Origin of the sequence: Cupriavidus necator, assembly GCF_040578825.1 — a bacterium.
Lineage (GTDB): Bacteria > Pseudomonadota > Gammaproteobacteria > Burkholderiales > Burkholderiaceae > Cupriavidus > Cupriavidus necator_E.
The window spans coordinates 12,183-24,871 of record NZ_JBEFLI010000046.1 but is presented as its reverse complement, the minus strand read 5'-3'; the positions used below and the strand labels follow the sequence as shown (position 1 = coordinate 24,871).

11 protein-coding genes and 1 pseudogene are annotated in these 12,689 nt (G+C 64.5%); 5 read left to right on the top strand and 7 right to left on the bottom strand.

Annotated elements, in window-relative coordinates:
• Window positions 1-52 precede the first annotated feature (52 nt).
• From copD to AB1I47_RS21455, 4 genes are read right to left on the bottom strand one after another with little or no spacing between them, the layout of a single operon-like run.
• Window positions 53-970: a copper homeostasis membrane protein CopD gene (gene copD / locus AB1I47_RS21470; RefSeq protein ID WP_354685741.1), complete on the bottom strand. Its 918-nt coding sequence runs from the start codon at window positions 968-970 to the stop codon at window positions 53-55.
• Between the two features lie 7 nt (window positions 971-977).
• Window positions 978-1,364 carry a copper homeostasis periplasmic binding protein CopC gene (gene copC / locus AB1I47_RS21465; protein WP_354685740.1) on the bottom strand — a complete coding sequence of 129 codons (387 nt, stop codon included), beginning with the start codon at window positions 1,362-1,364 and terminating at the stop codon, window positions 978-980.
• Window positions 1,365-1,399: 35 nt separating this feature from the next.
• The gene (locus AB1I47_RS21460) at window positions 1,400-2,449 is read right to left on the bottom strand and encodes a copper resistance protein B (RefSeq protein WP_354685739.1); all 1,050 of its coding nucleotides are present in this window, start codon (window positions 2,447-2,449) and stop codon (window positions 1,400-1,402) included.
• A gap of 24 nt (window positions 2,450-2,473) precedes the next feature.
• Complete coding sequence (locus AB1I47_RS21455) at window positions 2,474-4,402, bottom strand: copper resistance system multicopper oxidase (RefSeq protein WP_354685738.1); 1,929 nt, start codon at window positions 4,400-4,402, stop codon at window positions 2,474-2,476.
• 198 nt (window positions 4,403-4,600) lie between these two features.
• Between AB1I47_RS21455 and AB1I47_RS21450 the strand changes: the two genes are divergently transcribed.
• Complete coding sequence (locus AB1I47_RS21450; RefSeq protein ID WP_354685737.1) at window positions 4,601-5,287, top strand: heavy metal response regulator transcription factor; 687 nt, start codon at window positions 4,601-4,603, stop codon at window positions 5,285-5,287.
• Window positions 5,284-6,660, top strand: coding sequence for a heavy metal sensor histidine kinase (locus AB1I47_RS21445; protein ID WP_354685736.1), 1,377 nt, complete (start codon window positions 5,284-5,286; stop codon window positions 6,658-6,660). Before AB1I47_RS21450 ends, AB1I47_RS21445 begins: the two co-directional genes overlap by 4 nt.
• A gap of 108 nt (window positions 6,661-6,768) precedes the next feature.
• Here the strand turns inward: AB1I47_RS21445 and AB1I47_RS21440 are convergent, their stop codons facing one another.
• Window positions 6,769-8,907: a TonB-dependent siderophore receptor gene (locus tag AB1I47_RS21440; RefSeq protein WP_354685735.1), complete on the bottom strand. Its 2,139-nt coding sequence runs from the start codon at window positions 8,905-8,907 to the stop codon at window positions 6,769-6,771.
• Between the two features lie 584 nt (window positions 8,908-9,491).
• Here AB1I47_RS21440 and AB1I47_RS21435 point away from each other — a divergent pair.
• Window positions 9,492-9,728: pseudogene (locus AB1I47_RS21435) on the top strand (RcnB family protein); the annotation flags it as partial.
• Window positions 9,729-9,827: 99 nt separating this feature from the next.
• On the opposite strand, the gene AB1I47_RS21430 reads toward AB1I47_RS21435, so the two are convergent.
• On the bottom strand, window positions 9,828-10,079 hold the full coding sequence (locus AB1I47_RS21430) for a hypothetical protein (RefSeq protein ID WP_354685734.1): 252 nt from the start codon (window positions 10,077-10,079) through the stop codon (window positions 9,828-9,830).
• Between the two features lie 456 nt (window positions 10,080-10,535).
• Here AB1I47_RS21430 and AB1I47_RS21425 point away from each other — a divergent pair, with 456 nt between their 5' ends.
• Entirely contained in the window at window positions 10,536-11,093 is a 558-nt protein-coding gene (locus AB1I47_RS21425; protein ID WP_354685733.1) for a two pore domain potassium channel family protein, read from the top strand.
• A 48-nt stretch (window positions 11,094-11,141) separates the two neighbouring features.
• Entirely contained in the window at window positions 11,142-11,492 is a 351-nt protein-coding gene (locus AB1I47_RS21420; protein WP_354685732.1) for a hypothetical protein, read from the top strand.
• A 104-nt stretch (window positions 11,493-11,596) separates the two neighbouring features.
• On the opposite strand, the gene AB1I47_RS21415 is transcribed toward AB1I47_RS21420, so the two are convergent.
• Window positions 11,597-12,514: a MurR/RpiR family transcriptional regulator gene (locus tag AB1I47_RS21415; protein ID WP_354685731.1), complete on the bottom strand. Its 918-nt coding sequence runs from the start codon at window positions 12,512-12,514 to the stop codon at window positions 11,597-11,599.
• Window positions 12,515-12,689 lie beyond the last annotated feature (175 nt).

The window sequence follows — 12,689 nt, the reverse complement described above, 5'->3', positions numbered from 1 at the left end:
GATGCGCGTCAGCAGCCGGTTGGTGAGGGGGACCCTTGCGATATACCGGCCGTTACATCCCCGTGGGCGAAAGGACGCCCAGCGATGCCACCAGCGCCAATATCAGCGTAGCGGCGCTGGTCTCGAACATCAGGCTGCGGCGCAACGTACGTACGGCCCCATCGTGATCGCCGGTCTTTACCGCCTGCGCGAGTTGCGGGGCAAGCCTGAAGCGGTTCGCTGCGGCAAGTGCCAGCATGATGCCAAATAGTGTGAGCTTGGCAACCAGCAGGCCGCCATACGATGTCAGAGAGAGATCGACTGGCAGCGTCGGGCCGACGATCATCCAGTAGTTCATCGCCCCCGTGACCGTCAATGTTGCGACCACGATCGTGCCCACCTGCGCAAATCCGTTGGACGTACGGCTGAGCAAGACGGCCGTTGCGAGCGATGACGGCCTGGACAACATCACGAACGCAACCAGCGCGCCGACCCAGGCACCTGCGGCGAGCAAATGGCTGATATCGGTGGCGAGGCGGAGATACCGCAACCCGCCGTCATCCATGGCGCCATGCCCGGCCCATGCGAGCGTCGACAGGGCTATGCCGGCAGTGGCGGCGAGAGCGCCGAACAGAAAGGATGGCCACCGGCGGGCAAACAACGCAAGCAGCACGCTCAGGAGCAGGGCTAGCAGGCGTACCGTCCAGGCGGCGCCGAAATCGGTGCCCATGACAATCATTTCGATGACGTGGCTTTGCAGCTCCGAGTACTCAGAAGCGCCGGTCATGCCCTTCGCCATGACCGCCATATTCGCGAGCGACAGGAGGATGCCGAGCGCTGCGATCACCGCAGTGGCCGTCACATAGCGCGAGCCGATGCGCGACGACAATTCTTCGCGGCGAAGCGCGTAGAGTCCGAACAGCGGAAGCCCGAACAGCGTCGTCAGGTCGAAATAGAGTGCGAAGCGCACAGAAACGGCTAGCCAGTCCATCTACGGATTACTTGACCGTGAAGGCGATATTCCCGTTGATCGGATGGGTGTCGGACGACACGGCGCGCCAGTCCACGCGATAGGTGCCCGGTACCAGCGGCTGTGCCGGGGTGATGACCATGGTCTTCGGATCATCGCTGCCGGAAACCTTGGCGGCCACTTTCATCGGCGCATGGTCGGCCATGCCCGGCATGCCGGTCATGACGAGGTTTGCACCGGAGAACTTGGTCATCAGGTTTTCCGAGAACTTCAGTTCGATCTTCTGCGGCGCAGAAACCTCGGCCTTGTCGGCCGGCGTAGACGAAACCAGCTTCGGATGAGCCAAAGCCACGGAACTGGCCAGAGCGGCGGCGACTGCCAGTGTGGCTTGCAGGAGGGCGCGGGGCGCTTGCATGATGAACTCCGGATAACTAAGGGTTAAATACGCTGTCAAAACCACATGCGAACACCCGCAACAAAGCGAGTCTCGCCACTACGTCCGCCGGACGCACGAATCATGTCGGCGGTATTGCCAAAGGTCTGGTAGCGCTCGATACCGATATACGGTGCGAACTGACGGTTTATTTCATATCGCAGGCGCAGGCCTGCGGCGCCATTCGCAAGGCCACTGCCGATACCCACGGCGGGGTCGTTCTTGCCGTAGAAATTGGCCTCGATCCTGGGCTGCAGGATCAGTCGCTGCGTAATCAGCAACTCGTACTCGGCCGACAGGCGCAGTGCGGTCCGACCCTCGGTACCCAGGTAGCCGGTTGCGTCCACTTCAAACCAGTATGGCGCCAGACCCTGGACACCGAAGGCCAGCCAGTTGCGAGCAGGACGCCCGTAGCCTGCGTCGTTTCGAATACCAAGTTGCGTATCCCAATAGCTCGCGATTGCGTGGCCCCACAGCAGTTCCGTGCGGGCTTCGTGGACCTTGCCTTTCTCGACCTCGCCTTCGGCCTTGATGACAAACTTGTTGTAGCTGCTGCCGAACCAGGCCTGGGCTTCATAAGCAGCAGCATTGCTGTCGCTGCCTTTGACCCATTCCAGTCGGTCCACCAGGACGGAAGCGAATAAATGTTCGTCCGCCATATGCAGCGATCGGGTAGGTCCAAGTGCGTACTTGCCAACGCCAAGTTGGTAGCCGCCCGAATACGCGTGCGGATCACGCGCATCAGGCGGAGCACTTCCGCCTTGCATGTTCATGTCGCCATGGTCCATGCCCTGCATCGCACCTTGGTCCATGGTTTGCATCGCACCCTGATCCATGGTTTGCATCGAACTGTGGTCCATGCCTTGCATCGAGCCGTGGTCCATGCCTTGCATGCTGCCGGACTGGCTCGGGGACTTCGGTTGCGAGACGGACGGGGTCTTTGCCGTCGTACCAGAGGACATTGAACCTGCCTGGCCGTCTGGCGTGTGGGTGTGCTGCGCCCATGCGACGCTGATGCCCGCGGAAGCGAGCACGGCGGCGACGATTGTACTTGTGTGCTTGTGCATGGCGTATGCGTCATCAGTTAGAGGTCAGGCCACCAACACTTCGCGGAACATCCCCGCATCCATGTGCATCATCAGGTGGCAATGCCACGCCCAGCGGCCCAGGGCGTCCGCGGTGACCAGGAAACTGATGCGCTGTGCCGGCTGTACCGGGATCGTGTGCCGACGTGCCTGAAACGTACCGTCCGGAGCCTCCAGTTCACTCCACATCCCGTGCATATGCATGGGATGGGTCATCATCGTGTCGTTGTGAAGGATGACGCGCAGCCGCTCGCCATGCTTGAAATAGACCGGCGTCGATTTGCCGAACTCAACGCCGTCGAACGACCACGTGAAGCGCTCCATATTGCCGGTAAGGTGCAGCTCCACCTCACGTCCGGGGCCACGCGCATCGAGGGGACCGCCGATGGTGTGCTGGTCCGCCAGCGTCAGAGCCTTTCGGCCGTTGTTGCGCAGGCCGATGCCGGGATCATCCAGGTTGGTGCGGGCCATGTCCACCCGCATATCCGTGCTGGCGCCGTACTCGGTCTTCGCATGTCGCGCCCTGGTGCTTGGAACCTTGAGCGGATTGTCCGCTGCCATGCCGGCCATGGTGTGCTGGCTGTGGTCCATCGGCATCGTCCCGTGGTTCATGCCGGACATGGCCATGCCCTGGTGGCTCATCCCGCCATGGTCCATCCCGTGCATGTTCATGCCACCGGAATCCATACCCTGCATGGCCATGCCTCCATGGTTCATGCCACCGTGATGCATGCCCCCATGGTTCATGTTTCCATGATTCATGCCCCCCATATCGCCCATCATGTCCGCCATGGTCAGCCACTCGACCTTGTCCATCGCCGGCACAGGCGCGCTCAGGCCTTCGCGGACGGCCAGCGTGCCACGGGCGTAGCCCGTCCGGTCCATGGCCTGGGAGAAGATGGTGTAGGCATCGTCGCGGGGTTCCACGACCACGTCGCAGGTTTCGCCTGGGCCGAAGCGGAATTCGTCTACCGTGACGGGCTCGAGATCCTGTCCGTCGACCTGCACCACCTTCAGCTTCAGGCCCGGAATGCGCACGTCGTAGAAGGTGTTGCCGGCACCGTTGATAAAGCGCAGCCACACTTTCTCGCCGGGCTTGAACAGGCCTGTCCAGTTGCCGGCGGGCGTGACGCCATTGGTCAGGTACGTCAGTGTTGCAGCCGAGAGATCCGCGATGTCGGTCGGGTTCATGCGCATTTGGTTCCACATCTTCCGCTTGGCGAGGGCGCCCTTCATACCCTCGCTGGAGACGTCGCGGAAGAAGTCGATGACCGTCGGCTGGTTGTAGTTGTAGTAGTCGCTCTGGACTTTCAGCTTCGTCAGAACCCGCATCGGATCCTCGTCGGTCCAGTCGGACAGCAATACCGTGTAGTCGCGATCGGCCTGGATCGGGTCCTTGCCTGAAGCAGGGTCGATAATGATGCCGCCGTATGCGCCGGTCATCTCCTGGAAACCGGAGTGCGAGTGATACCAATAGCTTCCGGTCTGGCTGACCTTGAAGCGATAGGTGAAGGTCTGCCCCGGGGCGATGCCCGCGAAGCTGATGCCCGGCACGCCATCCATCTGGAACGGCAGGAGAATGCCGTGCCAGTGGATCGAAGTGGGTTCACGCAGGCGATTCGTGACCCGAATGGTCACGGTGTCGCCTTCGCGCCAGCGCAGCGTGGGGCCGGGCAGCATGCCATTGATGGTGGTTGCTACACCAGGCCTGCCGGTGAAGTTGACCGCCGATTCGGCGATCACCAGGTCGAAGTCCGTACCGCGCAGGACTGGCGCTGTGCCGTATCCGGCGCGCCGCTGGGCGTCTGCCTGCGCCCAGGCGCTGGCGCCAAGGCCGGCCAGTCCCGCCATCACGCCGCCTGCCGCCAGGCCTTGCACGAAACGACGGCGCGCAAGGTTGGGCAGAACAATGCCAGACAGTCGATCGGGTCGCATGAAATTAGTCCTTGTTTGCTGGAGTGGCCGCGTCGTAAGGCGGCATGCTGAGAGTAACGAGAGGGAGGCTACCGCCAACTTACCCCAACATTACATTCTGGTAAGGTCCCGGTCACTTACGCGGCGTCTGGTTAGACTAGCCGCAGGAAGAGCACGGCTGGCACGCTTGCTCGCAGTGCAAATATCGGGAGGCTCGCAATGAAACTGCTGGTGGTAGAGGACGAATCGAAGACCGGCGAGTACCTTCGCCAGGGCTTGAGCGAGGCGGGCTTCGTCGTCGATCTGGCTACCAACGGGATCGACGGCCAGCACCTGGCAATGAATGAGTCCTACGACCTCATCATCCTTGACGTGATGCTGCCGGATGTCGACGGCTGGCGCATCCTGCAGACCATCCGGGCCGCTGAAAACGCCGTCCCGGTTTTGTTCCTGACTGCACGCGACAGCGTGGCGGACCGGGTCAAGGGCCTTGAACTGGGCGCCGATGATTATCTGGTCAAGCCCTTTGCATTCTCAGAGTTGCTGGCCCGGGTACGAACCTTGTTGCGTCGCGGTACCGTACAACTGGCAATGGACCGCATCCAGGTCGCAGACCTGGTGCTCGACCTGGCGCGCCGGCGGGCTTCCCGCGCCGGTCGCCGGATTTCCCTGACGAGCAAGGAATTTGCGTTGCTCGAACTGCTGGCCCGCCGCCGCGGCGAGGTCCTGCCGCGGTCGTTGATTGCCTCGCAGGTCTGGGACATGAATTTCGACAGCGACAGCAACGTCATCGATGTCGCCATTCGCCGCCTGCGGGCGAAGATCGATGACGATTTCGAGCCCAAGCTCATCCAGACTGTCCGCGGCATGGGATACGTACTGGAAATGCCAGAGGGCGAGGAATGAAGCAGCGTCTGTCGCTGACACTGCGGTTGACGATCCTGTTCTCACTGTCATCCGCAGTCGTGCTGCTGGGTCTCGGGCTATTGATCTGGCTGGCGATGGACCACCATTTTGCCGACGAGGACTATGTGGTTCTGGGCGACAACATTGGCCTGATCCAGAAGCTTGCCGGGGAACAACCGGTTGAAGGCCTTTCGATCCGATTGAGAGAAATGGTGGAGCACCATCCGGGATTTGTGGCGCATGTACAGACCGCTCAGGGCCAGCTCGTGTATGCGACCGCCGGCTTTGATTTCGGTACGGCGTTGGAGGCGCTCGCCCGGCTGGGGCCAGGCGAAAACTCCTTTATCTGGGAGCAGAAAGGCCAGGAGTACCGCGGGATGCGCGCACTGGCCAGTGTTGCGGAGGGGAAAGGCGGCCCATTGACCATCATGGTCGGCATGGACACGGAGATCCATGCCCATTTCATGCACGCCTTTCGCCGGTCCCTTGCGTTCTATATCGCGCTGGCCGCGATCGCGAGCGGCCTGTTCGGATGGTGGGCAGCCCGGCGTGGACTGGCGCCGTTGCGGATGATGGCCGCGCGCGCCAGCGGCGTCAATGCGCACCGGCTGGATGCCCGCATGCCCGTCGATGCCGTGCCGGTTGAAATGGCGGACCTCGCCGTAACGCTGAACGCCATGCTCGAGCGCCTGCAGGATGATTTTCGTCGACTCTCTGAGTTTTCCTCCGATCTCGCGCATGAGCTACGTACGCCGATTACGAACTTGATGACGCAGACGCACGTTGTACTGTCCCAGCCCCGCGACGCCGCAAAATACCGCGACGTACTCGCGTCCAATGCCGAAGAGCTGCAGCGCCTTGGCAGGATGATTTCCGACATGCTCTATCTGGCAAAAATGGAGCACGGCATCACGTTGCCCAGCGAAGAGGCCATTGATGTTGCCGACGAGGTCCGCGCGCTGTTCGAATTCTATGACGCGCTTGCCGAAGATAAGGGCGTGCATTTGCGCCTTCAGGGCCAGGCGCGAATCGTCGGCGACCGGCTGATGTTGCGCCGCGCACTCAGCAATCTGCTATCGAACGCATTGCGCTACACGCCAACAGGCAAGGGGATTCTGGTCGCGGCCAGAGAGGAGTCTGGCAACGCCATCATCATCGTGGAAAACGAGGGCGAGACGATCAGTCCGGCGCTGCTGCCGTCCATCTTTGACCGTTTCTTTCGCACCGACAAGTCAAGGACCCGAGTGGAGTCCGAGAGCGTCGGCCTGGGCCTGTCTATCACGCAGGCGATCATGGCCGCGCACGGCGGCAAGATAGCGGCCGAGTCTTCGGCAGGCAAGACCTGTTTTATCCTGACCTTTCCAGCCAAATGAGCTCATCAGGCCAGAGCCGGGCACCGGCTCGACCTGATGGCAGCTGCGGAGCGCGGCCGCTTGTGCTGGCGGCGGCGCGCTGGGGAACGAAGGCTTGCTACCGCGCGCTCAGTAGCTCAACACCACGTTCAGCATCGCCGTACGCGGATTCCCCACGGCCACCACGTTGTTGCTGAGCCCGCCCGCGTAGTACGCCTTGTCGAACACGTTCTTGATATTGAGCGCCGCGCGCCAGTGCGCGGCGGCATAGCCCACCGCCACGTCAGCCACCGCATACCCCGGCACGCTGTAGTTGAAGCTGTAGCCCTGCTTGCGGCTCTCGGCGCGCACGCCGGCGCCGGCGTACCAACCCGCCAGCGCCCCGCGGAAGCGCTTGGTGCCCCACAGCGAGACGCTGTGCCGCGGCACGTTGTTGAGTGCCTTGCCGACGTTGCCCGATACCGAGTCCTCGGTCACTTCGCTGGCGATATACGCGTAGGCGCCGGCAATGCTCCAGCCGCCGCCCAGGTCCTGCGTCAGCTCCGCCTCAAAGCCGCGCGAGCGCTGTTCGCCCACGGCGATGCTGTAGCCGGTGTTGATCGGGTCCGAGCTGAGCACGTTGCGGCGGGTCAGGTCGAAGGCGGCCAGCGTCAGCAGGCCGGTCTTGCCTGGCATGTCGAACTTGATGCCGAGCTCGAGCTGGCGGCCGGTTTCAGGCTTGAAGGTGGCGCCGGTGACGTCGGTGCCGAGGTTGGGCAGGAACGAGGTGGCGTAGCTGACGTAGGGGCGGGCCCAGCTGGTGAGGTCGAACATCAGCCCGGCGCTGCCGGTGACGGCATGCGAAGTGTCGTCGGTGCGCCTGGACTGCAGCCGGTCGGTGGTGCTGGTGCGGGCGGTATCGTGGCGCAGGCCGGCGCTCAGCAGCCAGCGCTCGCCGATGCGCACCTGGTCGCGCGCGTAGAAGCCGAGCGTGCCAAAGGTGTCGGTCTGGTCGAGGTTGTACGCCGACGGGCAGTTGATGCTGGCGCCATAAACCGGGTTGTAGACGTTGAGCGCGGCCACGCGGCAGGTGCGCTGCAGCCGGTCTTCGCTGCTGCGGCGGTAATCCACGCCGAGCATGACATCGTGCTGCATGCCGGCGAAGGTGAAACGGCGCTGCAGGTTGGTATCGACGCCGAAGGTGTTGCCGGAAAAGTCCTGCTGCGTGCCGCTGCGGTTCAGCGTCTGGCTGTTGGCCGCCATGGTGCCGGCCGAGACCAGCGTGCCGGTCAGCGACAGCGTTTGCCAGCGCAGGTTCTGGTTCAGCGTCCAGCCGGAATCGAAGCGGTGCGTGAGCGCGTAGCCGATGCGGTCCTGCGTGCCGTCGTAGGGTTGCGCGCCGGGTTCGCCGATAAAGCGGCTGGCCGGCAGCGTGCCGTTGCGGTTGGCATTGATGGTGCCGTTGACGGGCAAGCCTTGCTGGCGCACGTACTGGCGTTCGTTGTGGCTGGCCAGGATGGTGAAGTCGGTGCGCGCGCCCAGGTCGAGCGACAGCGACGGCGCGATCCAGCGGTTGCGGAACCAGACGTAGTCGGTGGGATCGTCGCTGTTGGTCGCCAGCGCGTTGATGCGCACCGCGGCCTTGCCGTTTTCCGACAGCGGCGTGCCCACGTCCGCGGTGACCTGGCGCAGGCCATGGCTGCCCACGGTCAGCCCGAGCTCGCCGAACAGCTCGGGCCGCGGCCGCTTGCTGACGATATTGACCACGCCGCCCGGTTGCACGCCGCCATACAGGATCGACGCCGGCCCCTTCAGCACCTCGACGCGCTCGGCGCCGAACAGCTCCTGCGCGATCCGGTTATTGGCCTCCACCAGCAGCCCGTCGACAAACACCGAATCGGCGGCGCGCTGGCCGCGGATGATGAAGTCGTCCCAGCCGCGCCGGCCAAAGACGTTGGTGACCACGCCGGCGGAGTTGGCGAGCGCGTCATTCAGGCTCTGTGCCTGCTGGCTGTCCATCAGGTCGCGCGTGACCACGGTGACCGACTGCGCCGATTCTGCCGCCGGCGCGCCGGACTTGGTGACGCTGGCCGGGCGGCGCGTGGCAAAGCCGGTGTCGTGGCGGGAATCGTCCGTGGCGCTGACGGTCACTGGCGGCAGCGTCGCGACGCGATCCGATGAGGTGGCGGCGATTTCAGTGCTTTTGGCGACTTCGGCGTAAGCGGGCGCCAGCGAAGCGCAAAACAGGCAACCTGCGGTGGCGGGAACGGCAAGACGGCGGACGGGCATGAATGCGTAGGAAATTTCGCATTCTAAATGAGAGTAATTCGCGTTTGCAATGGTTCGCCGTGGCTGGGCAGGGCCTCTCTATCATCCCCGGCGCGGCCCGTCGCATTTGCTACTAACCTTTAGGTGCTGACCGGATGCTCCGGCAGTTCGGTTTTCCCGTACGCAAGGAGATCACGATGAATACCAAGAAAGCGATGCCGGCACTGTTGCTGGCTGCGAGCGTATTGGCCGCGCCGCTGGCCCTGGCGCAACTGCAGGGCGGCGCCGGCACGACCGGCACCACAGGAGGCACCACCGGCACCACGGGCACCACGGGCACCACGGGCACCACGGGCACCACGGGCACCACGGGCACCACGGGCGCCACAGGAACGACAGACACCACAAGCACCATGGGTGCGCCAGGTACGCCAACTATGCCGGGCACGCCGGGAACTCCCGGTACTCCCGACACCACGGCCACGCCAGGCACCCCGGGAACCCCGGGTACTCCCGGCACTGCAGGCCCCAGGACAGGGGCCACGGGCACCACGGCAACCCCAGGCACAAGGGCCACGCCAGGGACACGAGGCACCACCCGGGCGGCGGATCCCATGACTGCCACGCCCGCGGCGCAAAGCTCGCCCTATATGCAGGTGCAGCAATGGAAAAAGGGCGACAGGCTCCCGACCGAGTTCAGGGATCGCCAGTATGTGATCGACGACTACAAGCAATACAACCTGCCCGCGCCGCGCAAGGGCACGCGCTGGGTCGGCATTGGCGCCGAGTATTACCTGGTGGCCCCCAATGGGGTGATCCAGCAGGTCGGTTCGGGTTCCTGACCGGCCGGTGCGCCCGCCCCGAAGTGAGCAGTCAGGCGGGCAGCAAGACAAAGCCGCCACGCATTGCTGCGTGGCGGCTCTTTTTATGGGCAACCGGGATCAGATGCCCAGGATCTTCTTGGCTTCAAGCAACGATTTCATCGCTTCGTCGTGCTTGCCGGCCTTGTGGAAAGCCTCGCCGTCGGCGCGCAGCTTGTTGACCTTGGCCGAGTCCTCCGGCGACAGCGCCGGCTTGCCCGACGACAGCTTCGCGTCGATGGCCTTCATCTCATTGGGGCAATTGTGGGCGAGCGCCACGCCGGAGGCGCCGCACAGCAGCAGTGCCGCGAGGATCGATATGGATTTGCGCACGTTGGCCTCCGCCGGAACAGTTGGGAATTCCAGCATAGTGCATCGCCGGCACGCGGCAAGCGCGGACAGCGCCGCAATCGGCGAGACGCCGGGCTGCCCCCCACGCATGGGCGCGCTTCCTTACTGAAACAACCCGTGCATATGCACGATTTGCAGGACGCCCCGCAGGACGTAAATTGGACTTGTCGGGCACGTATCCGGGTCAGCAGAAGACCAGCTCAGGCTCTGGTCCGACAACACGACCCTCAGCCAGGTCAGGCCGTATAACAAGGAGCTGCGACGAGCCAGCGCGCCGCTACGAAGCCGCAACGAGCAGTAACAAGTCATGCGCCTGATCTGGTTTTCCCGTACGCCCTCCGGTGTTATTTTGGAGGGCGTTATTTTTTGGGCGGTGCGCCGAGTCGCCGCCCACCCGGCCACGCCGACCCCACCGCCCCGACCGCCGACTCCTCGCGCATGGAAACCTCCGCCGAACACTATTCCCTGGCCCTGCTGTGCGCCGCCGTGCTGACCGTGGCCGTGGTCGCCATCCACTACGAGGCCCTGCGGCTGCTGTCGGCCATGCATCCCCGGCGCTGGAGCGGGCGCGTGAATATCGGCGTGCTGATCGTCTGCATCATCCTGGTCCACTGCGTGGAAGCGATGGTATTCGCGTTCGGCTTCTGGTTTGCCGACCAGATGCTGGGCCTGGGCGGCATGGCCGGCACCATCATGCCTGGCGCCGCTGGCATCCAGGCCCAGCCGGCACCGCTGGTCTATGCCTACTTTGCGCTGGAGACCTTCACCACGCAAAGCCTGGGCGATATCTATCCGGTGGGCGCCACGCGGCTGATCGCCAGTATCGAGCCGTTGGTCGGACTGATCCTGATCGGATGGTCGGCCTCGTTCACTTACGTGATGATGCGCCGCGACTGGCAGCTCGAAGAGGAGGACGAGCGCCGCGCCGTAGCCGGCGCCCCAAGTGCCGGAACGGCCACGGATGCCGGCCGTGCCAGAGCGGCCGCAAGGGACTAAGCTGGCAACAGTGCATCGACCATCGCGTCACCGACGAGAGGAGCCATCATGCCGAGCCGCCAGCGAACCCTGATCCGCGTTGCCGCCATCGCCGCCCTGGCCGTCGCCGGCAGCGCCCACGCGCAGAATCCGCAAGGGCGGGGTGCCGCCGCCGCAATCAGCGAAGCGGTGCAGCAAGGCACCACGCCCTACCGTCCCGACCCGGACGCGACCGCGGCCAGCATCCAGTCGGAAGAGTGCCGCGAACTGGCCGACCAGGTCGCCGTCGCACCCAGGCGCCAATACCGCGAGTCGGCGCAGGGCATCGAAAATGCGCAGGGCCGGCCCGTGCCGCAGATCGAGCGCAACCGGCCGCGCAGGACGCTGCAGCAGGCGTACCGGGAGAAGTGCCTCAACTAAGCCGTAAGTCCTGAGCCGTATGCGCGGGCGGCAGCGCACGGCCGTCCGCGGCCTGATTCCACCAGTCCGAAGACGAGGCATTCGAGCAAGCGCGCCGCACGGGCTCAGTTCCGGCTGGCCGGCACATAGGCGCCGGTGCGGTGCAGTTCGCCCTCGGTCTGCTCCAGCGCCCGGATCGCGCTCTTGCCCTTGCGCGCCAGCAACTGTTCGACCAGCGCCTCGACCACGGCGATGCCGGCCGTGATCGACGGGAAGAACGACGGGCTTTCGACCGAGAACAGCAGCGTGCAGTCGGCCGACAGCGCGATCGGCGCCACGGTGCTGTCGGTCAGCGCGATCACCTTGCAGCCGCATTCGCGCGCTGCCGCGGCCACGCGGATGCTCTCGTGCGAGTAGGGCGCGAAGCTGACCACCACCACCGCGTCCCTGGGCGCCAGGCCGCGCAGCTCCATCTCCAGCGTGCCGGCATCGGCGCGGATCAGATGCACCGCGCTGCGGAACAGCCGGTAGACGTAGTGGAACGTGAACGCAATCGGGAAGCACGAGCGAAAGCCCGCCACATGCACGCATGCCGCATGCGACAGCAGTTCAGCGGCCTGCTGCAGCGTCTTGTCGTTGTTGGCGGCGATCATGTCGAGGTTGTGGTGCTGGGCGTCCAGCATCTCGCCCAGCATGCGGCTGGCGCTGCTTTCGCGCACCACCTTGCGCGCTCGGCGCGCATACGGCTGGGTGCCGCCGCGCAGCGCATCGACGAACAGCTCGCGCAGCCCCTGCCAGCCCTCGAAGCCCAGATGCTGCGACAGCCGCACCAGCGTGGCCGGCTGCACGCCGGCACTGGCAGCGATCTTGCGCATCGACAGCACCGGCACGTCCTGCGGATGGTCGAGCAGGTAGCGCGCGCCGCTCTGGAACTGCGTGCTGAGCGTGGGGAAGCTGCCGCGCAGCAGCGCGAGGAGCGCGTCCAGGTCCCGCGGCGGCTCTGGCGGCGGCGCCGGTTGCGGCTTGATGTGGTCGGACGGCATGGGCACTCCGGATTCGGTCTTGTAACGATTGTTGCACAGCTGCGCCGGGGTGCGCTGGCCGGTCGGTAGCCGGTTATCGCCCGGTTATCGTCCGCTATGTAGCAAAGCTGTACCCCCGACGATACATGGAAGGACATGGTTGTCGGATTGCCGCAACGACACCGCTGCAGCTTCA